Annotated in this window: 21 protein-coding genes; 12 read left to right on the top strand and 9 right to left on the bottom strand. The window is 70.1% G+C overall.

All coding sequences use genetic code 11. The annotated features are described in order from the left end of the window. Window positions 1-128: 128 nt before the first annotated feature. The 6 genes from ACJA3G_RS04610 (at window position 129) to ACJA3G_RS04585 (ending at window position 4,396) form a co-directional block, all read left to right on the top strand. Window positions 129-1,199, top strand: a complete 1,071-nt coding sequence (locus ACJA3G_RS04610; protein ID WP_406551575.1) for a hypothetical protein — start codon at window positions 129-131, stop codon at window positions 1,197-1,199. 149 nt (window positions 1,200-1,348) lie between these two features. Beyond that, on the top strand, window positions 1,349-1,870 hold the full coding sequence (locus tag ACJA3G_RS04605) for an SSI family serine proteinase inhibitor (RefSeq protein ID WP_406551574.1): 522 nt from the start codon (window positions 1,349-1,351) through the stop codon (window positions 1,868-1,870). Window positions 1,871-2,002: 132 nt separating this feature from the next. After that, window positions 2,003-2,494 carry a fluoride efflux transporter CrcB gene (gene crcB, locus ACJA3G_RS04600; protein WP_406551573.1) on the top strand — a complete coding sequence of 164 codons (492 nt, stop codon included), beginning with the start codon at window positions 2,003-2,005 and terminating at the stop codon, window positions 2,492-2,494. Further along, window positions 2,491-2,838 carry a DUF190 domain-containing protein gene (locus ACJA3G_RS04595; RefSeq protein ID WP_406551572.1) on the top strand — a complete coding sequence of 116 codons (348 nt, stop codon included), beginning with the start codon at window positions 2,491-2,493 and terminating at the stop codon, window positions 2,836-2,838. Before crcB (ACJA3G_RS04600) ends, ACJA3G_RS04595 begins: the two co-directional genes overlap by 4 nt. Beyond that, window positions 2,835-3,209: a fluoride efflux transporter CrcB gene (crcB, locus tag ACJA3G_RS04590; RefSeq protein WP_406551571.1), complete on the top strand. Its 375-nt coding sequence runs from the start codon at window positions 2,835-2,837 to the stop codon at window positions 3,207-3,209. Before ACJA3G_RS04595 ends, crcB (ACJA3G_RS04590) begins: the two co-directional genes overlap by 4 nt. Continuing rightward, window positions 3,206-4,396: an MFS transporter gene (locus tag ACJA3G_RS04585; RefSeq protein WP_406551570.1), complete on the top strand. Its 1,191-nt coding sequence runs from the start codon at window positions 3,206-3,208 to the stop codon at window positions 4,394-4,396. The genes crcB (ACJA3G_RS04590) and ACJA3G_RS04585 overlap by 4 nt, the downstream gene beginning before the upstream one ends. 78 nt (window positions 4,397-4,474) lie before the next feature. On the opposite strand, the gene ACJA3G_RS04580 is transcribed toward ACJA3G_RS04585, so the two are convergent. Then, the gene (locus tag ACJA3G_RS04580) at window positions 4,475-4,900 is read right to left on the bottom strand and encodes a hypothetical protein (protein WP_406551569.1); all 426 of its coding nucleotides are present in this window, start codon (window positions 4,898-4,900) and stop codon (window positions 4,475-4,477) included. A gap of 319 nt (window positions 4,901-5,219) precedes the next feature. Here ACJA3G_RS04580 and ACJA3G_RS04575 point away from each other — a divergent pair, with 319 nt between their 5' ends. Continuing rightward, entirely contained in the window at window positions 5,220-5,804 is a 585-nt protein-coding gene (locus ACJA3G_RS04575; protein WP_406551568.1) for a TetR/AcrR family transcriptional regulator, read from the top strand. An 88-nt stretch (window positions 5,805-5,892) separates the two neighbouring features. Next, entirely contained in the window at window positions 5,893-6,870 is a 978-nt protein-coding gene (locus ACJA3G_RS04570) for a zinc-binding dehydrogenase (protein ID WP_406551567.1), read from the top strand. A gap of 273 nt (window positions 6,871-7,143) precedes the next feature. Here ACJA3G_RS04570 and ACJA3G_RS04565 read toward each other — a convergent pair whose 3' ends face one another. Then, window positions 7,144-7,710 carry an RICIN domain-containing protein gene (locus ACJA3G_RS04565; RefSeq protein WP_406551566.1) on the bottom strand — a complete coding sequence of 189 codons (567 nt, stop codon included), beginning with the start codon at window positions 7,708-7,710 and terminating at the stop codon, window positions 7,144-7,146. 183 nt (window positions 7,711-7,893) lie between these two features. On the opposite strand from ACJA3G_RS04565, the gene ACJA3G_RS04560 reads away from it, so the two are divergent. After that, window positions 7,894-8,490, top strand: a complete 597-nt coding sequence (locus ACJA3G_RS04560; RefSeq protein WP_406551565.1) for a DUF3995 domain-containing protein — start codon at window positions 7,894-7,896, stop codon at window positions 8,488-8,490. Between the two features lie 122 nt (window positions 8,491-8,612). Here ACJA3G_RS04560 and ACJA3G_RS04555 read toward each other — a convergent pair whose 3' ends face one another. From ACJA3G_RS04555 to ACJA3G_RS04530, 6 genes are all read right to left on the bottom strand, one after another. Further along, window positions 8,613-10,043, bottom strand: coding sequence for a methylmalonyl-CoA mutase family protein (locus ACJA3G_RS04555; protein WP_406551564.1), 1,431 nt, complete (start codon window positions 10,041-10,043; stop codon window positions 8,613-8,615). A gap of 11 nt (window positions 10,044-10,054) precedes the next feature. Then, complete coding sequence (gene ccrA, locus ACJA3G_RS04550; protein WP_406551563.1) at window positions 10,055-11,362, bottom strand: crotonyl-CoA carboxylase/reductase; 1,308 nt, start codon at window positions 11,360-11,362, stop codon at window positions 10,055-10,057. Next, window positions 11,338-12,945 carry an amino acid adenylation domain-containing protein gene (locus ACJA3G_RS04545; protein ID WP_406551562.1) on the bottom strand — a complete coding sequence of 536 codons (1,608 nt, stop codon included), beginning with the start codon at window positions 12,943-12,945 and terminating at the stop codon, window positions 11,338-11,340. Before ACJA3G_RS04545 ends, ccrA begins: the two co-directional genes overlap by 25 nt. After that, window positions 12,942-13,598 carry an FMN-binding negative transcriptional regulator gene (locus ACJA3G_RS04540; RefSeq protein WP_406551561.1) on the bottom strand — a complete coding sequence of 219 codons (657 nt, stop codon included), beginning with the start codon at window positions 13,596-13,598 and terminating at the stop codon, window positions 12,942-12,944. Before ACJA3G_RS04540 ends, ACJA3G_RS04545 begins: the two co-directional genes overlap by 4 nt. A gap of 113 nt (window positions 13,599-13,711) precedes the next feature. Continuing rightward, complete coding sequence (locus ACJA3G_RS04535) at window positions 13,712-14,995, bottom strand: lysine N(6)-hydroxylase/L-ornithine N(5)-oxygenase family protein (protein ID WP_406551560.1); 1,284 nt, start codon at window positions 14,993-14,995, stop codon at window positions 13,712-13,714. A gap of 396 nt (window positions 14,996-15,391) precedes the next feature. Beyond that, entirely contained in the window at window positions 15,392-16,657 is a 1,266-nt protein-coding gene (locus tag ACJA3G_RS04530) for an MFS transporter (protein ID WP_406551559.1), read from the bottom strand. A gap of 85 nt (window positions 16,658-16,742) precedes the next feature. Between ACJA3G_RS04530 and ACJA3G_RS04525 the strand changes: the two genes are divergently transcribed. From ACJA3G_RS04525 to ACJA3G_RS04515, 3 genes are all read left to right on the top strand, one after another. Continuing rightward, window positions 16,743-17,945 (top strand): GNAT family N-acetyltransferase, encoded by a 1,203-nt coding sequence (locus tag ACJA3G_RS04525; protein WP_406551558.1) that lies wholly within the window; start codon window positions 16,743-16,745, stop codon window positions 17,943-17,945. 73 nt (window positions 17,946-18,018) lie between these two features. Then, entirely contained in the window at window positions 18,019-19,221 is a 1,203-nt protein-coding gene (locus ACJA3G_RS04520) for a cytochrome P450 (protein WP_406551557.1), read from the top strand. After that, window positions 19,214-19,444 (top strand): ferredoxin, encoded by a 231-nt coding sequence (locus ACJA3G_RS04515; protein ID WP_406551556.1) that lies wholly within the window; start codon window positions 19,214-19,216, stop codon window positions 19,442-19,444. The genes ACJA3G_RS04520 and ACJA3G_RS04515 overlap by 8 nt, the downstream gene beginning before the upstream one ends. Here ACJA3G_RS04515 and ACJA3G_RS04510 read toward each other — a convergent pair. Continuing rightward, window positions 19,416-21,653 (bottom strand): amino acid adenylation domain-containing protein (locus ACJA3G_RS04510; protein ID WP_406551555.1); only part of this gene is annotated, 2,238 nt, incomplete at its 5' end. The genes ACJA3G_RS04515 and ACJA3G_RS04510 overlap by 29 nt on opposite strands.

Genomic DNA, 21,653 nt, shown 5'->3' with positions numbered 1-21,653 from the left:
ACCGAAGAGCGGCAGGCGGCGGCCCCGGGGTTCATCACCTCGACCACCACTCCCCCACCACCCGTACATCGGGATGGAGATCGACCCGCCGGCCCCGTACACCCCGGCTGCCTGGTTCCACTCCATCGGTGACAGACTTTCCTGACATGGCACACCACTTCACCTGGGGCGAGGTCTTCAACCAGAGCGACCGGCTCGCGGACGAGCGCGACTGGGACGGACTGGTCCGGCTCTACGACGCCCTGGACGCGGCATGTGCCGATCCCGCGCGCCTGCCCTCTCCCGAGGACGACCGCGAACTGCGGCAATGCCGGGGCAGAGTGGCGCGCGTCGCCGTGGTCGAGCTGCCCGTCTCGCGGGTGGCGGATGCCGCGCGGATCCTTGAGCGGGAGTTCGAGGACGGGCCGGCCCACTCGGGTGCTCTGTGGGAGGTACTGGCCCAGGTCCGGACCTGGCAGGAGGTCGGACCCCACTTGCGTCACCCGCTGTTGCGCCACCTTGTGGCACACGCACGCATCCTGCGCGGAGAAGATCTCACCCCCTATCTGTCCTCCCCCGCCGGCGGGCCCCCTTCGCTCGAACCGGGCGCCTACGGTGGCGCGCCCCTGTCCCTCGCCCCCTGGGAGGCTGAGTTCTGGGACGCCGAGACCCATGCCGGTTCGGCGGGCCGGAGCGGCGGTGCCGCCGCCGTCCCCGGCCTGTCCGCCGTCGGGCGCGAAGGGCGGTTCCGGCTCCCCCCGGCCACCGGCGGCAGCACGCCCGCACCGACCGCGCCCGAACCGCTGGTGCCGGGTGCTCCCTCGTACTGTTTCGTAGAGATCTCCGGACCTGTGCCGTGCGAGCCGGAGCAGGCCCTCGCCCGGTTCCTCCAAGGGCGCCCCGCCAGTGAGCGGCCCTCGTACGCGACGCCGGTCGCCTTCGCCGCCGCGTACCCCGATCTGGTGCTGGCCCTGGGCGGCAGCAGTGCGTACGGAACGGTCGCCTCCCCCGCACTCGGCCGCATGGCCCTGTGGCGCATGCTCAGGGAGTTCGGTGGGCTGGACGCCCTGGCTCCCGCGGCGGACGTCTCCGCCTTCGTCGCCGGACTCACCTGTCTGACGTGGGAGTTGGCCGACGACGAGATCTGGTTCGTCCACCTCGCCGTGGGCGATGGACGTCAGGGTGTCAGCTGGATCATCGATGGGCAGGACATCGACTGAGCTTTGTTCTTCGACTGCGGCGGTCTACGGCGGTCCAGATGTCTTGAGCGGCGTCGCGAGGGGCATCTCGAACGGGTTCGCCCGCCCGAGGATGACACGTTCGGATGAGCGGGCTCACCTGCGCGGGGCGTCCTGCCGACGCCGAAGACATGGCACATCTCTCTCCCGCCGCGAAGGCCCCTCACCGCCCTCCTGTCGTTCTGGTCGCACTCGCGCTCGCCGCTGCCCTGGCTCCCGGCCCCGCGCACGCCGCCCCTACCGGTAACTGGCTCCAGCTCAGCACCACCACCGGCGACAGCCACACCTCCAGCACCCGGGGCACCCTGCTCCAGTGCACCCCCACCCTCCAGGGGCACCACGCCCGGGCGGCTCTAGCGTGCGCCCAGCTCGACAGCGTCGACGGTGACATTCGCGAGATCCGCGAGCTCCGGGAAGGCCCCCAGCAGGACATCCCGTGCGACCTCAACTACGGCCCCGTCACGGCCGAGGCACGTGGCCAATGGAACGGGCGCCCTGTGCACTACCGGGAAACGTTCGCCAACCAGTGCGACATGCACGCGCAGACCGGTGCGGTCTTCGCACTGGACAAGCCCGCCGTCCCGTTCCGCCCCGCAGCGACGCCCGGCCCGCTCCCGTTCGCGGGCGGGCGACGGGGGGCGCTAGCCTGGTGACAGCGATGATCTCCTGGGATTGCCGCGCGGTGGTGGGGCCCGCCGTACCCGAACCGCGGCATCAGTGCCGCCAACGGTCCCTACTTGCGATGGCGTGTGCCCGGATACGGGTGCCCTGCAGGTAGGAGACGTATGTCCAGGGGAGCCCAGTCGTCCCGGGTGGCCTCGGAGTCCACCGATCCCGATGCCGGTCCGTCCGGGCCCGCCCGGCGCCGTCAGTGGGCGCGGGGGCTCGCGCCGGTCGTGGCGGTGGTGTCGCTCGGCGGGATCATCGGGGCCTCGGCCCGGTACGGGGCCTCCCTCATATGGCCCATGCCGGCCGACGGCTTCCCCTGGACGACGCTGCTGGTGAACGTCGTGGGCTGCGCCGTGATGGGCGTATTCATGGTGGTGATCACGGACGTGTGGGCGGCGCACCGGCTGGTGCGCCCCTTCTTCGGTACGGGTGTCCTGGGCGGCTTCACGACGTTTTCCACGTACGCCGTGGATATTCAGAGGTTCGTGACCGGCGGCCGGGCACCGGCGGCTCTGGTGTACCTGGCTCTGACGCTGCTGGCGGCGCTGGCGGCGGTGTGGACTGCGGTGTCGGTGACGCGCCGCGTACTGGCGTGGAGGCAATCATGACCAGGCTGACCGGTCGTGCACTACGGGTCACGATCTTCATCGGTGAGACCGACCTGTGGCACCACAGACCCGTGTACACCGAGATCGTGCACCGCGCCCACGCGGCGGGGCTCGCCGGCGCGAGCGTGTTCCGGGGTATCGAGGGTTTCGGCGCCTCTTCTCTGATCCATACGCAGCGGCTGCTCTCGCTGAGCGAGGACCTGCCGGTGGCGATCGTGATCGTGGACAGCGAACCCCTCATCCGTGAGTTCCTGCCGCAGTTGGACGAGCTGGTCACGGAAGGGCTGGTGATCCTCGACGACTGCGAGGTCATCCGGTACGCCGGGCGGGAGAAAGCCAAGTGAACTGGTTGTTCGTGGTGCTGGGGGCAGCGGTCGGCGCGCCCCTGCGGTTCCTGACCGATCTGACCGTCCAGAGGAAGCACGACACCGTCTTCCCCTGGGGCACCTTCACCGTCAACGTCATGGGGTGTTTGGTGCTGGGGCTGCTCACCGGTGCGGTGACGGCCGGTGCGGCCTCATCGCACCTGCGGTTGTTCCTCGGAACCGGCCTGTGCGGGACGCTGACGACGTACTCGACCTTCAGCTACGAGACGTTCCGGCTGGTCGAGAACGGGGCGAAGTTCTACGCGGTCGCCAATGTGATCGTGAGCGTGATCGCCGGGCTCGGGGCGGTCTTCATGGGTGTCGCCGTCGCCGAGGCCGTGTGGGCGTGACCGAGCAGGACAGGGCGCCCGCGGGTATGCGGCCGTGGCGGTTCGTGGTCTGGTTCGGCATGGTCAGCCTTCTCGCGGACTTCGTGTACGAGGGTGCGCGCTCCATCACCGGGCCCCTGCTCGCCTCGCTCGGCGCCTCGGCCCTGGTGGTCGGTGTGGTCACCGGGGCGGGCGAGGCGGCGGCTCTCGGACTGCGGCTCGTCTCGGGCCCGCTGGCGGACCGCAGCGGCCGGTTCTGGGCCTGGGCGATCGCCGGATACGCACTGACCGTGATCACCGTGCCGGTCCTCGGGCTGGTCGGTGTGCTGTGGGCGGCTTGCGCGCTGGTGATCGCGGAGCGGGTGGGCAAGGCGGTGCGCTCCCCGGCCAAGGACACCCTGCTCTCCTACGCCGCCGCCGCGACCGGGCGCGGGCGCGGGTTCGCCGTGCACGAGGCGATGGACCAAGTGGGCGCGCTGATCGGTCCGTTGACCGTCGCCGGAGTGCTGGCGCTGACCCACGACGACTACGCACCCGCGCTCGGCGTGCTCGCGGTGCCGGGCATCGCGGTGCTCGGGCTGCTGATGTGGCTGCGCCGACGTGTACCGGACCCGGCCGCCTACGAGCCGGCGGCTGCGCCCGGCGGGAACGCGGCCCCGGACAGTCGGCTTCCGGCCGCGTTCTGGCGGTACGCCGCGTTCACGGCGGCCACCACCAGCGGCTTCGCCACCTTCGGGCTGCTCTCCTTCCATCTGGTCCAGCGCGGCATGCTCACGGCGGCCTGGGTGCCGGTGCTGTATGCGGGCGCCATGGCGACCGACGCAATCGCGGCGCTGGCCACGGGTTGGGCGTACGACCGCCTGGGGCCACGGGTGCTTGCGGTGCTGCCCCTGTTGGCGGCGGCCGTGCCCGCACTTGCCTTCACCGGCACGCTCACCACGGCGGTGCTCGGCGCGCTGGTGTGGGGTGCCGCGATGGGCATCCAGGAGTCCACCCTGCGCGCCACCGTCGCCGACCTCGTCCCGGCCGGCCGTCGGGCGACCGCCTACGGTGTCTTCGCGGGCACCGTAGGGGCAGCGAGCCTGGCGGGCGGGGCGCTGGTCGGCGCCCTGTACGGCTACTCGATTCCCGTGATGATCACGGTGGTCGCCGCGATACAGGCACTGGCACTCGTTTTGCTGTTCACCACCCGCACCCGCGGCGTGTGACCCCGGTCAGAGGCCCATCCGGTCATCACGCAAGCCGTCCCCGCGCCGCGCCGTGCCCGGGCCGGCGTTTGGCTGGATTCATGCCATGCCCAGCCAGCTCTCCAGGACAGCCTCGCGCTCACGGGACCGGAGGACTTCGGCGGGCTGGGCCTCGTTCCACCAGTTCGTCAGGACGGCAGGCGAGGACTCGCCGCGCGTGAAGCGGGCGAGCAGCCCCAGCGAGAGGTCAATTTCTCGCTGGGTGTAGGCGACCGCGGCGCCGGAGTACACGGGACACTCGACGCGGTCCCCCTCCGTCGTGGTGATGACGACCGTCATCTCTGCCGGGCTGCCGGGAACCCACGCGTCCAGGGCGGCGGCGGCCACCGACAGTCCACGGGCCGCCCAGCGTACGAGCGTGGAGCGGACCGGCGCTTCCGTCACCCGCAGATCCATCACGGCCGACCAGCGCCACGCCTGTGGGTCGGGTCCGGTGATCCGTATCCCCACCGGGGAGAGCAGCACACCGGCTCCTCCCGGTGCGGGAGGCGTGCCCACATACACGCGCTCCCCACTGACCCAGAACAGGCCTATCGTGCTGCCCGTCCGCTCGGGCGCACGGGCAGGCGATGACGGTTCCACACTCAGCTCCATCTCGTTGGCCGCTACGCGGCGATCATGCCAAAGTATCCGACCATAGAGGTGCCGCGACAGGAGCCGTTGCAATCGCGCCACCAGGGCTTTTGCCGGGCGCAGCACATGCGGTCGGCCGCAACGGCGGTCGGACGGAGACGGGTTGGCGCCGGGCCTTGTTCTTGAATAACCATTCATGTATTTTCGTGCCATGCCCCGACCGCGAGAGTTCGAGCCCGACGCCGTAGTGGACCAGGCCATGCTGCGGTTCTGGCAGCAGGGCTACCGGGCCACCTCCATCGAGGATCTGGTGCGGGCGACCGGGGTGAAGCCCGGCAGTCTCTACAGCGTGTTCCCCGGCGGCAAGCGCACACTGTTCCTGAAGTCGCTGGAGCGCTACTCACAGTTGGTCGTTCCCCAGAAGCTGGGCGAGCTGGCGGCGCCCGGCGCCTCACTGGCCGCACTGCGCGGCTACTTCGACGGACTGGTGAGCGACCTGCTCAGCCCGGAGGGCCGCCAGGGATGTCTGCTGGTCAACACGGCGATCGAGAACGCCGCCGAGGACGACCAGGCCGCCGTTGTCGTACGCGGCCATCTCGCCCGCCTGGAACAGTGCATGGCGACCGCCCTTCGCAACGCCCGTGACGCCGACGAGGTGCGCCGCTCGGTGAACCCGGCCGCCAACGCCAAGCTGCTGGTCGCGACGTGCCAGGGGCTGATGGTCGTGGGCAAGGCCAATCCCGACGAGAAGGCCCTGCGCGCCATCGTCGACGCCGCGTTCGCCGTCCTCGACTGACGACTCCTCCCCCGATGGGCCACCGCGAGCGGTGGCTCTTTTTTTGGACCCGATAGTTGAATACCCATTCAAGAACGGAGCCTGATCCATGAAGGCCATAGTCATCTCCGCCTACGGCGCTCCCGAGATGCTGCACATCACCGACCTGCCCGACCCCGTACCCGCAGCCGGTGAGGTGCTGATCCGGGTCAAGGCCTTCGGTCTCAACCACGCCGAGGCGTATATGCGCGCAGGCACCTGGGGTGATGTCGCGGCCGTCCCGGGGATCGAGTGCGCCGGACTGGTGGAGGCCGACCCCTCGGGCCGCCTCGCCACCGGAACCCGCGTCGTCGCGATCCTCGGCGGCATGGGACGCACCCGGAACGGCAGTTACGCCGAGCTGGTCACCGTACCGGCCACCAACGTGGCGGCGGTGAACTCATCACTGGACTGGCCCGAGCTGGCGGCGGTCCCCGAGGTCTACGCCACCGCGTGGAACGGGCTGTTCGGCAACCTCGGCCTGCGCCGCGGCGAACGGGTCCTGGTGCGCGGAGCGACGTCCTCCCTCGGCCAGGCCGCTGTCAACCTCGCCGTCGACCACGGCACGAACGTACTCGCCACCACGCGCAACCCCGCGCACGCCGCGCTTCTGAAGGAGCTCGGCGCCGAGGACGTCCTCATCGACGACGGCCACCTGGCCGCCCAGGTCAGTGGAGACAACCCCGTTGACGCGGTGTTCGATCTCGTCGGCAACAGCGTCCTGCGCGACAGCCTGGCCACGGTCCGCCCTCGGGGCCGGGTCTGCCAGCTCGGCTTTCTCGGCGGCTTCGAGCCGGTGCACGAGTTCAACCCGATCACCGACCTCCCCACCGGCGTCCAACTCAGCTTCTTCGGCAGTGCCTTCGTCCTGGGCAGCCCCGAATTTCCGCTCAGCGACGTTCCCCTGGACGAGATCTACGCCAAGGTCGAGGCAGGAAACCTGCCCGCACGGCCGGTGCGGACGTTCCGCTTCCACGAGATCGTCGAAGCACACCGGGTCATGGAGGCGGGTGAGGCGCTGGGCAAGATGACCGTCACCGTCGACTGAGACAGCCGCCCGCCCCTCGTCAGAGCTCGGCCATCCAGTCGGGAGCTCCAACGGCCGGGAAGGGGCGTGTTCGACCTCCCCAGGTCACAGCCCCTTCCCGGCCGGCCCCGCCCATCTACCCCGCCCACTCGAGTCCATGAGCATCGATGGCCTATATTTCTGGGCAGTTCCTGAACGGATCGGTACGTGAGAGGGCAGAACGCCTGGCACCGACGACTGCCCGGGCCGACGAGCCGACCGACCGTCCACATCGGTCGGCGCGCCGCAGGGTGGCTACTGCGTGTGCCACCTCTCGTATCTGACGGAAGCGTCACAGGTCGTCGTCTGTACCAGGGTGCCGTTGCCTACGCTGGGGGTGGACAGGCAGTACCCGCTCGACACGTTCTGCCAGACGTCGTACCAGCCTGAGGGCGGCCCGTTGGGGTTGTCCGCGTAGAAGACGCGCCACTGCTGGCTGGTGTCGGCCGCGTTGCAGAAGGCCATGGTGGCCGTTCCCGGTCCCGACGCCGGCGCGGTGATGCACCGGCCCGTGCGCTGGTTGGTGAAGGTGAACAGGCCCGTCTGGGTGTTGAACCCCTCCAGCCACTTCTGTTCACTGCCGCCCGTGCAGGACCACATCTGAAGCCTCGCGGAGTTCTCGGTGGCGTTGTCGAGGCAGTGGCTGGAGTTCCAGACGTTGATGGGGGTGAATCCCGCGGCCTGCGCGGGCGTGCCGGTCAGGCCGATCACCAGCACCGACAGTACGGCGGTGACGAGCGCGAGCAGGCCGCGCCGTCCGGAGCAGGGTCTGTTCCGGGTTGCTCGTTCGAGGACCACTGGCGGTTCCTTCCGGGTCGTCATGGTTCCCGGGGAAAGACGCCCCCGAGTGTCATGTGAGGGCAAGGGCGGTCGTCCAGTTGGTGCGCGGCACGCACGCTACTCGGAAGCGGAGAGCCCCGACAGCGCCTGGACAAGGAAGCTCGGCCTCCGCGAAGGACCGGCTTCGGGAGCGCCCCGGCCGAACGGGTCGTCGATGGGGCAGGCATGATTGCGATCATGAGTGGGCGACGTGAAACGGCGAGCTCCCCGGCCAGATGGCCTGGGTTCGCCAGTGCCGTGTGGGGCTTTGCCTTTGCTGTTCCCAGCTTCTACTGGGCGATGGGCGGTCTGGCCGGGGCCGAGTCCACGATCGCGCCGTCCCTGGTCGATCTGGCACGGGAGCGAAATCCCGGCTTCCTGGCGGTGCTGTGGGTGACCGGCGTCCTCAAAGTCGTCGGCGGCATGCTCGGCCTGGCTCTGGTGCGCCGCCGCGCGTGGGGGCGCGGCATGAATCGCCTCCTGCAGTTGTCGGCGTGGGGCGCGGTGGTACTGCTCGTCTGGCACGGGGCGTTGTTCATCGGGCAAGGACTGCTCGTGCAGACCCACGTCATCGGAATCGATCCGGAGTTGCGGCCGATCAGCCGCTGGTACACCTACCTGTGGGGACCCTGGTTCGTGGCCGGCGGGGTCACCTTCATGTTCGCCGCAAGGGCTCACCTGAGTGAGGTGGCTGACCGGCGGCCCGCCATGACCGCGGGCCTCGTCGGCGGCCTCGGCGCGCTGGCGCTGTCCGCCACAGCCGTGATCACAGGAATCGGATAGCCGGCCCGGGATCGCTCGCACCACAAGCCGGTCGGTCCCTTACGGCCGATCTCCGCTCTCGCGTACGGCGTCGTCACCGCTCAAGGAACAGTGGTGCCCGGCGCAGGTGTCCGGTGGCGCGGTCACTGGGTCTGTGGGGCCATCGCCTCGCGCATCTGCCCGATGGTGGCGCGGGCCCGGGCGGCCTCGATCAGCGTCGGCAGGACGTTGGCCCCGGTCAGTGCCGCCTCGCGAACGGCCGCCAGCTCGACCTCGCACGGGCGGCGCTCTACCGCTCGTTCCACCGATGTCGGCACCTCGTGCCGTTCCCGCCGCAGCACCTCGCGCTCGGTTTCGGAAGGCAAGCGGTCGCGGACGCCCACCCGTGGTCCGGGGTCGTTGTAGGCCATCTCGTTGATCTCGGACTCCAGCCAACCGCTGCGGATGCTTCCCAGCATGCCGCCGTGGTCTTCGATCTGCCGCAGCCAGCCCTCGACATCCGTCGTCAGCTCGGCCACGAGCCGGTCGATCGTCTCCGAGCCGCCGAGGGGGTCGACGTACCGGGCGAGGTCGGTCTCCTCCGCCAGGATCTGGTGGGTACGCAACGCGATACGCGCACCCAGTTCTCCTGGCGTCTGATACGCCTCGTCGAAACTGCACACGTGCAGCGACTGCACACCGCCCAGCACCGCCGCCAGCGCCTGGAGCGTCGCCCGGACCACGTTGTTGAGCGGTTCCTGGTGTGCGAGCGCAGAGCCGAAGGTGTTGACCTGGATGCGCATCCGCATCGCCCGCTCCTCGGTGACGCCCCAGTGTTCGCGCAGCCGCCGTGCGTACAGCGAGCGGGCCACGCGGAACTTGGCGGCCTCGGCGAACAGTTCCATGTGTGCGCCGAAGATGAAGGTGAAGCGGCGAGCCACGTCGTCCGCCTTCATGCCTCGGTCGAGCATGCCCTGGAGGTAGGTTTCCGCGTCGGCGAGGCCGCACGCAATCTCCAGCGGGCGGCTGGCCCCCGCCTCGCGTGCGTGTCCGCCGGACAGGGACACGGGGTTCACTCGTGGGAGGTGGCGCATGCAGTGCTCCAGCACGTCCAGGGAGTACCGCATGCTGGTGTCGAGGTCGAAGACGCAGGCCTTGCGGGCGAGGAACTCCTTCAGCATCTCGTTCTGCAGCGTTCCGCGCAGCCCGGCCGGATCGACCCCCGACTCCTCGGCCACCACGACCCACATGGCCAGCAGCATCGACGCTGTCGCGTTGACGGTCATCGCCACCGAGACCTGGTCGAGCGGGATGCCCTTGAACACGGCGGCGAGGTCGTCGACCGTGGCGATCGAGACCCCGGTGCGGCCGACCTCGCCGTCGCTCCGCGGGTCGTCGGGGTCCAGACCGAGCTGCGTGGGCAGGTCGAAGGCCAGCGACAGGCCGGTCTCGCCCAGGTCCAGCAGGTAGTGGAAGCGTTCGTTGGTGGAAGCCGCGCTGGCCAGGCCCGCGAGCTGCCGCATGGTCCACACCTTGGTGGTGTATCCGGTGGGGTGGATTCCCGCGTCGTACGGATACTCTCCGGGTCGTGCCATGGCTGCTCCTCTCAGACCCGCAGCGGAGTGATGGCCGCCTCGCCCAGTTGGTCGCGCAGTGTCGTGTCGGTGACGCCGAGACCTTCCTTGGGGGCCAGGGCCAGGACGCCGACCTTGCCGATGTGGTGGTTGTTCTGCACCAGGCGCGCCGCCTCCGGGGCCTCGGTGAGCGGATACGTCACCGACAGCGCCGGCTTGACCCGGCCCAGGGCGATGAGCCGGTTCACTTCCGCCTGCTCTTCGAGGTTCGCGCCGTGGCTGCCGATCACCCGCTTCAGCCGCATCCACAGATAGCGGTTGTCGAATTCGTGGTGGTAACCGGTGCTGGAGCCGCAGGTGACGACGGTGCCGCCGCGCCGGGCGACGAAGACCGAGATACCGAACGTGGCCCTGCCCACGTGTTCGAAGACGATGTGCGGGTCCTCGCCGACGGCTTGCCGGATACGTTTGCCGAGCCGCTTGCCCGCCGCCGCGGGATCGCCGCCGAGGTCCAGTTCACGCCGGTCGATGACGTGGTCGCAGCCCAGCCGCAGGGCGCTGTCCACCTTCTCGTCGGAGCTGACCACGCCGACCGCGATACCCCCTCCGTTGCGGACGAACTGCGCCGCGTAGGCGCCGAGGCCGCCGGTCGCCCCCCAGATCAGGACGACATCGCCCTGCTTCATCCGGGCCCCCTGGTCGCTGACCAGCATGCGGTACGCGGTACCGGCACACAGCGGGCTCGCCGCGGCCTCCTCCCAGGTCAGGTGTCCGGGCTTGGGCAGGAGCTGGCTGGCCCGGACGACCGCGTAATGCGCCAGACCACCGAAGTTGGTCTCGAAGCCCCAGGCGCGCTGCTCTCCGCCGAGCATGGCATCCGCGTGGGTGGCCGGCTCCTCGTGGTCGACGTGCGCCGTGGCCACCACGACGTGGTCGCCGACCGACCAGCGGCGCACACCGGCCCCCGTGCGCACCACAACGCCGGCCGCGTCCGAGCCCAGCACGTGGAACGGCTGGTCGTGGCGGGCCGCGTCGCCGCCCTGCCGTCCGAACTGCTTCAGGAAGGCGAAACTCGGTACGGGGTCGAAGGTGGCCGACCACACGGTGTTGTAGTTGATGCCGCTGGCCATCACCGCGATCAGCGCCTCGTCCGGCGCCAGCGCGGGCATCGGCACCGCGCCGACCCGCAGCGAGCGGCGCACGTCCTTGTCGTCGACACCCTTGAAGATGTCGGCGTCCTCGACACGGGTGTGTACGGCAAGGTACTCGGCGGGGAGCGGTATGTCCGCGAGTTCCTGCCCGGACACGCCGTTGACTACGGCCTCGGCGAGCGCGTCCATGCTGACCCCATTCCCTCTTGGCGGTTACGGATGTCCGCGGCGATCAGTTCGGCCACGGCGTCACGATCGGTCTTCCCGCTCGGCGTGCGCGGGAGGTCGGGCAGAATGCTCAGCGACAGCGGTACCGACGCCTCGGGCAGTATCTGGCGCAGGCGCTCCAGGACGGCGGGCCCATCCGGTGGTGGCCCGTCGGGCGCGGCGGCCACGGCGGCGCGCAGGTTCCGCGTCCCGGTGCTCGTCTCCACGGCCACGCACGCCGCCGCTTTGACGCCGGGCTGGCTCAGCAGGTGCACGTCGACCTCGGTCAGGTTCACCCGGTAGCCGCGGATTTTGACGTCGTCGTCGATCCGGGACAGGAACTGCACCACGCCGTCCCGGAGACTCACCAGGTCACCGGTGCGGAAGACCCGCGTGTGGCCACGCGGTGTCGGTTCGACGGTGACGAACCGCTCTGCGGTGAGCTCGGGCCGACGGGTGTAACCGAGGGAGACGGGCAGACCGGCGACGAGGAGTTCGCCCACGGTGGGGGTGTCTTCGTCCTCCGGGTCGACCAGCAGCTCGCAGCCCGGGAGCGGGACGCCGATGGGTGGCAGCGCGGGCCACGTCCCGGGATCCTCCGCCAGGACGTACGAGGAGACCATGGCGGACTCGCTCTGGCCGTAGTGGTTGACGAGCCGGGCGTTCGGCAGCCGCCGAAACATCGCGCGGATCTGCTCGGTGGCCACCAGTTGCTCGCCCGCGGTGTTGACTTCGACGAGCCGGACACCGCCGAGGTCGGGGGTCGCCTCCACTACGGTGGCCAGCATCTGCAGGGCCACGAAGGGCAGGAAGAGCCGCTCGATGCGCTGCTCGGCCAGCCAGTCCAGCAGACCCACGGGGTCCCGGCGCAGCCGCTCGGGAACGATGACCACGGTGCCGCCTCCGCGGAGGGTACCGAGGACTTCCTGGAAAAAGACGTCGAAGTTGAGCGGCGCGAACTGGGCGGTGCGCAGATCGGGGCGGGGTGAGTGCGCGGCCTGCCACTGCACCATGTTGTCCAGGCAGCTGTGCGGGATCGCGACGCCCTTGGGCCAGCCGGTGCTGCCCGAGGTGTAGATGGAGTAGAACGCCGTGTCGGCATCACAGGTGACCGGTTCCCGTGCGGCGAGCTCGTCCTCGGAGTAGGCCATCGTGTTGAGGGCGGGTATGGCCAGCGGTGTGGCCGCGCTGTCCAGGGCGGGTGCGGTCCCGTGGTGAAGCAGAACCTTCGCGCCGCTGTCCTGGAGCATGTACTGCAGCCGCGACGCGGGGTACTCGGGGTCGAGGGGAACGTAGACCGCACCGAGAAGAGTGACTCCCAGCATGGCCGCGACGATGGCGGCGCTGCGCTCCCCCGTGACGGCGACCGGATCTCCGGGCGCCACGCCCTGCTCGTCGAGCAGGAGGGCGATGCCTCGGGCCCAGCGAAGGAGGCCGGCGTAACTGACGTCATCCTCTCCGTCGGCGACCGCGATCGCGTCCGGCTGTCCGGCGACGGTCTTCAGCAGAGCGGTGAACAGGCAGGGAGGGTGCGACTCGCCGCCCCACAGCGAAGCGGTGCTCACGCCTCCTCCTTCCCGCTCGGGCCGTCTCCGTGGCAGCGGATCAGCTGGGCCAGCCGCGGGTGGTCGCCGTGGCCGTTCTCGAAGCGGTCGACCACCCGCTCCCGCACCTCGGCGTCCTTCTCCTGGCTGAGCTTGAACATCGCATCCACCTCCTCGACCTCCAGCCGGAACGCCCCGACCCCCGGCAGGATCTGGCGGAAGTAGTCCAGGGACGAGGTGGGATCCCACGCGTCGCCCAATGAGCCCTCCAGGTGTCGCACCGTCGCCAGGATGATCCGCAGGGTCTCCTCCCGGTCCCGTACCGGACGCAGCCGCCCGCGTACGTGGACGGAGACGAAGTCCCAGGTGGGCGCCGCGGGGTCGACGCCGTAGACGGCCGGGGTCACATAGGCGCCCGGTCCCTGGAAGACCAGCAGCGCCGGTGAGCCGTCGGCGAGTGCGCGCCAATGGGGGTTGGCCCTGTTCATATGACCCCACACCTCCGAGCCGGCCAGCGGCGCGTCGGGCGGTGTGTCGGGGGCGAGCAGGGCAGGCAGGTGTGTGGCGTACGGGAAGGGCTCGCCGTTGGTGGTCAGTGTCGCCAGCGCGTGCTCTCGGATGATGCGGCGCGGCCACTCGTCGCCGTCGACGCGGTAGATCTTGGGGACGAACACGAAGGCCGCCTCTCAGCGCCGCGTCGCGGCGGTACCGGCGGCGCAGCGACCTGCCGGTGCGACCACGCACTGGGCGGCCATGCCGAGTCGGTCGATGTGTGGGGTGCGGCCGGTCACAGGCATGCCTCCAGCGCCTCGGCGATCTCCCCGGCGCGTACTGCCGTGTTGGACAACAGGCTGGACGATATGCCGTGGCTGTGCTCGGTGGAACCTTGCAGAAAGATGGCGGCCTCCACGTCGTCGGTGGTCTGTATGCGGTAGTCGCGGCCGACTCGGAGGCGTCCGCGTTCGTCGCGCAGGCATGCGCCGCCGAGGTCACCGAGCAGCGTCAGCGGGTCGCCGGGGCGGTAGCCGGTGGCGTAGATGACCGCGTCGGCCTGTACGGCCGTCCGGTCGCCCGTCGGCAGGAACTCGATGTCGACACGCACGTCGTCGGGACCGGCGGTCTGTTCGCGCACCCGGGAGACCTTGTGCAGATGCAGCCGCCGTGTTCCGCTCAGGCCCTCGCGGTAGACCCGGTCGTACAGGTCGCGGATGAGGTCGTCGTCGACGACCGAGTAGTTGGTGTTGGCGTGGTAGCCGGACAGCATCTCCTTCACCTGCTCCGGCGCGCCGAAGTACTCGTCGCGGGCGACCGGATCGAAGATCTGGTTGGCGAAGGAACTGTCGTCGGCGACGCTGAAGCCGTACCTCGCGAAGACGGCGTGCACCTCGGCGTGGGGGAAACGCTCGTGCAGGAAGCCGACGGTTTCCGCGGCGCTCTGCCCGGCTCCGACCACGACGAATGTCCGGGGCTCACCCGTCGCTATCTTCTCCGTCTGGTACAGCAGGTCGGCGCTGTGCCAGACGCGGTCGGTGGCCATCACCCCGTCGGGCAGGACCGGTTCCAGGCCGGAGGCCAGGACGACGGTACGCGTCCGCACGGTCGACAGCATCCCCTGGCAGCGGACGACGAGGTCGACGGAGCGGGTGACGCCTCGCTCGTCCTTCACCGGCCGCAGGGCGATCACCTCGCTTCCGTAGGCGACTCGGTCGGCGAGCTGCTCGGCCGCCCAGGCCAGGTAGTCGTGGAACTCGGTGCGCAGCGGGTAGAACGACTTCCGGTTGAGGAAGTCCATCATGCGGTTCTTGGCGTGCAGGTAGGAGAGGAATCCGAACCTGCTCGTGGGGTCGCGCGGGGTGGACAGGTCCTTGAGGAAGGGCACCTGCATCGTCGCACCATCGATCAACATGCCGCGGTGCCAGCCGAACTCCCGCTGCTTCTCGAAGAAGCGGGCCCGGACCGCGCCGGTGCCGGCTCGTTCCTCCAGGGCGATGGCCAGCGCCATATTGGCGGGGCCGAAGCCGATCCCCACCACGTCCGCCGTCAGTTCACCGGGCGCTGACTCGCCTGCCATCGGTGGTACCTCCATGGTCTCAAGGGAGTAGGAGCGCGTCGGGCCGGACGGCCGGGGCTCCGAGCGCTCGTACCGTGCGCCCGTTCCGGACGTGGCGAGCGGGTCAGGAAGAGGCACGTGGCTGCGCGGATGCCCGTCCCCGCCGCGCGTGTGTCGTGTGTCCGTAGGACGGCTGGACTGCGGAAGCGGAGCGGAATGTGGACGCCGACACGTGCGCTTACCCCCTCGTTCGCGAACCGGGCACCGGCGCGGGAAGGAAGGTGTCGCCCACACTTCCGTCCCCCGCGGTGCCTCATCCTGCCGAAGTCCGAGGCTATGGGCAACGGCCAAATCACCACGCCCGTACGGCAGTTACGATCTTCTGGTGCGCTGCCGACCGCTGGACCCGGGTCGTCCTCAGGACTGGCCGCCGCTCCGCAGGGGCTGTGGGCTGAGGATTTCCGGGGTCGGCATCGCCCGGAGCCGAACGGCGTAGTACCAGGTCGACAGGGCCAGGACCACCACCATGAAGATCAGCATCGGTTGGTAGCCGACTGCTGTGATCGTGGCGGAACCGAGGGCGATGAACGCGGTCTGGGGCAGGCTGATGAGCGAGTCGGCCACGGAGGAGACCCTGCCGAGCATCGCGTCGGGAGACAGGCGCTGCACCTGGGTGTAGAAGCCCACGATGACCGGGGCCACGCCGCCGCCGATCAGGACGAACCCGGCGATCGCGCTCACCGGCGCCGGAATGATCAGGGCGGCGAACCCGACCACGTACAGCAGCAGGCCCCACAGCAGCAGACGCTGGGCGCCGAGCCGGTCGACCAGCCGGACGGTGACGATCCCGCCCGCGATGGCCCCGACGGCCTGGCAGGTGCTCAGTACGCCCACGAACGCGACGGACAGATGCAAACCGTGGGAGACGAGGGCGAACACCGTCGGCTGGATCAGGCCGAAGACGGCCAGCACGCCGACCAGTGTGAGGGCCGCCTCCCGCAGCGGGAGGCACTGCCACATGAAGCGCACGCCCGTGCTCATCTGCCGCGCCAGCGGCTCGTCCCGCTCGTACTGCGGCTTGGGGTCCTCGACGGTCACGAGCCAGACGCACACGGCCGCGACGAGGTACGTCGCCGCGTCGATCACCACCACCGGCGTGGCGCCCCAGGCGGTGAACAGTGCGGTGCCTGCGACCGGCGCGCACAGCCTGCTGGCTTCTTTCAGGGTACGCAGCTTCGCGTTGGCCCGGCCGACTCCCTCCATCCCGGCGATCCTGGGCAACATCGCGCTGCCGGCCGCGGCGTGCAGGCTGGAGCCGAGCCCGGAGAGCAGCAGGACCGTGTAGATGAGCCAGACGTCATCCCGGGTATGGGCCAGCAGCGCGAGGCACATCGCGGGGACCATCACCAGATTGATCGTGATCAGCAGACGGCGACGCCGCACACGGTCGACGACGACGCCGAGAAGAGGGGCGATCATGCCGGGCGCGAGGTAGGCGAGGAAGGTCATGCCGGCCGCGCCGTCGCTGCCCGTCAGCGTCTTCACCCACAGGCCCGCGACCAGCCAGAGCGCGCAGTCACCGAACAACGAGAGGCTGACGCCCGACAGCCACAGAACCAGATTTCTTCTGCGGTGGGTGTCGGACTCGTCCCGCGAGGCTTCAGTGAAGATCCGAGCCGCCATACTATGGCACTCTAGCGCATCGGCATACGCCACCTCCCTTGCCCTCTACGGCCCGAGAGGCCCACTCCCCTGGAAGGGCGGTTCCGTGGACCGCAACACCGAGACGTCCGCCGAGCTGGACGCGGCGTGCACCGCGGCGGTCTCGGTCGACGAGATCACGCCCGCCGACTGGGACGCCGTGGCCGCCGGCTCCTCGTTCTTCGCCTGCCACAACTGGCAGCGGTTCCTCGAAGAGCGGCTCACGGCCGACATCCGGTACCTGCTGTGGCACGACAGGCAAGGACGCCTGGTCGCGGCGCTGCCCACCTATGCCGGCGGCCCCGACGTGCTGCCGAGGCCCTTCACACTCAGTCATGTCATCCACACCGAGGCGCAGGTCCCCGAGGGGTACTGCGTCCTGGGCGGGGCGGCCTACGGCTACCACAACGACGGCCTGCTCATCCGGCCCGACGTACCGCCGTCGCGGCGAACGGCGCTCGCCAAGGCCATGGTCGGCGAGTTCCGGTCGTACGCCCGCTCGGTCGGCGCCGACCACACGGCGTTCCTGTGCGTGCCTCAGGACCGGCTCACGGAACTCGCCGACGCCGGCTACGGACACTCCTCCGTGGCACTGCTGAGCACCGTGGCCAGCCTCGACCTGCCGGACGACACCTTCGACGACTATCTCCGTACGCTTCCGGCCCGCCGCCGCTCGGAGATCCGCCGTGAGCGCCGTATGTTCGGCGACAGCGGCCTGACCTGGGGTCCGGCCTCGGTACCCGACGACTTCGACGAGATCGCGGGGCTCATCGCGGCCACCTACGAACACCACGGCTATCCGCCGGTCGATCCCGCGGGGATCAGGGAAAACCTGGAGGCGCAGGCCCGTATCTTCGGGGCGGACATCCTGGTCCTGGTCTGCCGGGACCAGGGACGTCTCGTCGGCGCGGTGAGCGGGTTCGCGCACGGAACGCGCTGGGTCGTCCCGTGGCTGGGGCTGGACTACGAAGTGGCGCGTCGCACGGCCCTCTACTTCAATCTGGGCTACTACCTCCCCATCGAGCACGCTCTGCGGCGCGGCGCGACGACCATGGACTTCGGGGTGAACGCGCTGCACGCGAAGGTCCTGCGCGGCATGACCATCGACCCCAAGTGGGCGCTGGCCGAACCGTCGGCGCAAGGAGAAGCAGGCTGGTCCGCGGCCGTACGCGAGCACAATCGCCGCCACCGCGACGAGTTCCGTGCTGCCAACGGAGAGTCCGCCTACGACCTCCTCACCGCCAAGTGGAGTTCACAGGCGGCGATTTGATGTCGCATCAGTCACCGGACCAACCGGTTGCTCTGTCTTGGCGCGGCTCCGGATGACGGCTATCTTGGGCCGCATGGTGGAGATCACCCCGGAGACCCACGGTCTCCCGATGGCCCGCTCCTGCCCCTTCCATCCGCCCGATGAACTGGGCCGTCTCAGAGACCGGGCACCGCTTTCCCGGCTCGTGTTCCCCGATGGCCACCGTGGGTGGCTAGTCACCGGGCACGCGCTGGCCCGGGCCGTCCTGGCCGACAACCGGTTCAGCAACCGCAACGAGTACCGGCGGTGGCCGGTGGATCGTGCCAGGGTGACGACCCGCCATATGCCGACTCTGCCGGGCATGTTCAGCCGTCTCGACCCGCCGGAGTACACACGCTACCGCCGTCTGCTGGCAGGCCAGTTCACGGTTCGCCGGATGGCGCTGCTGGAGCCGAGAATCGCGGAGATCACCAATAGCTGCCTGGACGCGATGATCCGCACCGGGCCGCCCGCGGACCTCCTGCGCGACTTCGCGCTGCCGATCCCGGCCCAGATGATCTGCGAGCTCCTCGGCGTACCGGTACAGGACCGGGAGGCGTTCCTGCAGCGTACGCACGTGCTCGTCGACATGAAGACCTCCACCGTCGACTCGGCCAGGGCGTGGGCGTACCTCTACGACTACATCGGCAAGCTCATCGTCCACAAGCGTGCCCACCCCAGCGACGACCTGCTCAGTGGCCTCACCGAGAGCGACCTCACCGATGAGGAGCTGACCGGGGTCGGTGTCACCCTCCTGGTCGCCGGCATGGAGTCGACGGCGAACATGATCGCGTTGGGTGTGTACGCCCTGCTGGAGAATCCCGAGCAGCTGACCCTCCTGCTGAACGACATGAGCGGGCTGGAGAACGCCATCGAGGAGTTGGTGCGGCACCAGACCGTCTTCCACATGGGACCGTTCCGCGGGGCGCTGGAGGACGTCGAGCTGGAAGGCCGGCACATCAAGCGGGGCGAGGTGGTCCTCGTCTCGCTCCCCGCCGCCAACCGCGACCCGCAGCGGTTCGAGGACCCCGACCGGATGGATCTGCGGCGCACGACCACCGGCCACCTGGGCTTCGGCCACGGTGTCCACCAGTGCCCGGGCCAGCACCTGGCCCGAGCCGAACTGCGGATCAGCTACGCGGCACTGTTCCGACGGCTCCCCACCCTCCGTACGGCCGTACCTCAGGAGGAGATCGCCATGCGGGACGACATGGGCGTGTGGGGCGTCAAGTCGCTACCGGTGGCCTGGGATGGCTGAGCGTCTGACGGTCGAGGCGGACAGCGGCGTCTGTATGGGTACGGGTGTGTGCGCGATGTCCGTCCCTGCCGTGTTCACGCAGCGCGAGGACGACGGAACAGTCATCGTGAAGACACCCGAGCCGGACCCCCAGTGGCACGAGGCGGTCCGGGAAGCCGCCTACACGTGTCCCATGGGCGCCATCCGGCTCGGCGTCACCGGTCCTGGGCCAGGAAGTCCGTGACCGCCCGGGCGAGTTGAGCGACCGAGGGCGGGCGGAGCAGGCCGAAATGGTCGGTCGCCACCACCTCCTCCCTCACAGGTCCGGTCAGGAACTCGCCCCACGACTTCCCCGACGGGCCGGTCCGCGCGGCGGACACCATCAGGGTCGGCACATCGAGGGGGCCGGGCCGGTGGCGGTACACCGCGTCGACGACCGCGGCGTAGACCGGGAACCGGTCGCGCAGTTCGGGAAGCACATCGCTCTCCACGACCGCAGGGGTTGAGCCGCCCAACGTCAGCCCGACCTCGGTGCGGAAACTCCCGGCGAGCTCGGGGCCGCTGGGAGGCATTCCCCCGGGCAGGACCGCGTCGATCAGGACGAGGCCCGCGACGGCACGAGGACCACGCTGCCGCAGCCGGGACGCCACCGCATGGGCCAGGATCCCGCCGAACGACCACCCGCCCACGTACACCGGCCGGTCGGGGGCGGCCCCGGTGATCAGGTCCGCGTACTGATCGGCCATGGCGGCGACCGAGGCCGGGAGCGGGCCCCCGTGCAGGGCCTCCGCTCCCACGCCCCAGCACCGCAGCTCCTCGCCCGCCAGCTGGGCGAGCGGCGCGTAGCACAGCGCCGACCCCGCGCTCGGATGGATGAGGAAGAGCGGTATGCCGTCGCCACCGGGCCGGACGCTGTCGCTCAGGGCGGACAACTGGGCGGGGAGCATTTCCTGGGGAGCGCGTGCGACGCGCTCCGCGAGTGCCGCGACGCTCGGAGCGGCGTAGAGATCGCCCACGGGCAGCGAGACCCCCAGCCGTCGCTTGATCTCCGCCAGGACACGCATGATCTGCAGCGAGGTGCCGCCGAGGTCGAAGAAGTCGTCGTGGACCCCGACCGGCCGGCCGCCCAGGGTCGTCGCGAACGCCGTGGCCACGGCCTCCTCCTGCGGTGTCCGCGCCTGCTGGGCCGGCAGGCCGCGGGAGGCGGGCCGCGGGTCCGGGAGGGCGGCTCGGTCGATCTTCCCGTGCGGGGTCAGGGGGAGAGCCTCGATCCTCTCGACAGTGCTCGGCACCATGTACGGGGGGAGCCTCTCGCCGAGCCAGCGTCGCAGCTCACCGCTCTCGAAGCGGTCCGCCGCGGGCACCACCCAGGCCGCCAGCCGGGCCTGCGCGTCCGACCCGATGACGCGGGCCGCAGCCTGCCGTACATCGTCGTGCGCCGACAGGGTCTCCTCCACTTCGCCGAGTTCCACCCGGAAGCCACGGACCTTGACCTGCCCGTCGAGCCGCCCGTGGAAGGTCAGCTCACCGTCCGGGGCCAGGGCGCAGCGGTCGCCCGTGCGGTAGACCGTTCCCCGGCCGGGGACGAACGGGTCGGGTACGAAGGCTTCCCTGGTGGCGTCGGGGTTGTTCTCGTAGCCGTCGGCGACTCCCGCTCCCCCGATCCACAGCTCCCCGGGGACGCCGAGCGGTGCCAGGGCACCGAAAGCGTCGACGACATAGGCGTAGGTGTTGGCGCGCGGGCGTCCGAAGGGCAGGGGGTCGGTCTCGCCCGGTGCGCACCGGTGCGACGCGACGATGACGGTGGTCTCGGTGGGGCCGTAGGAGTTCAGCAACTCACGTCCCGGGGCGCACCAGCGGGCGGCCAGCGACGCCGGTACTGCCTCCCCGCCGATGGACAGCACGCGCAGCGGCAGGTCGGGGCCGGGCGGCATGAGGTCGACCACCGTCGGCGGCAGCGCGGCCACGTCGACGCGCGCCTCACCCAGGTAGGTGAGCAGCTCGTCCGGCGCGCGAACCGTGTCGAGCGGCGGCATGCATACCGTTCCGCCGCGGCACAGAGCCGTGAAGAACTCCAGGACCGCGACATCGAAGGTGAGGTTCGAGAACTGCAGAACCCTGTCGGCAGCGCCGATGGCGAAGCGGTCACCGAACTGGGTCACGAAATCCACGGCGGCGCTGTGGGACACCACGACACCTTTGGGGCTGCCGGTCGACCCCGACGTGTACAGGACGTAGGCCGGGCGGCGCCCCAGTGCCGGAGGTCTGTGATCTCGGCCTGCCGCAAGGGTGTGCACACCTGCGTCGTCCACGACGACCCGCACCCCCGAGTCGGAGAACTGGCGCTCCACGCGCAGCGGCGGGGCCTGCGGGTCCACCGGCAGATAGGCGCCGCCGGCCTTGAGTACGCCGAGGACGGCGGCCAGCAGCCCCACCCCGCGCCGGCACCGGAC

The organism is Streptomyces sp. YS-3 (assembly GCF_045257485.1).
GTDB lineage: Bacteria > Actinomycetota > Actinomycetes > Streptomycetales > Streptomycetaceae > Streptomyces.
The sequence above is the reverse complement of the archived record's forward strand: the minus strand, read 5'-3'. Positions and strand labels throughout refer to the sequence as shown.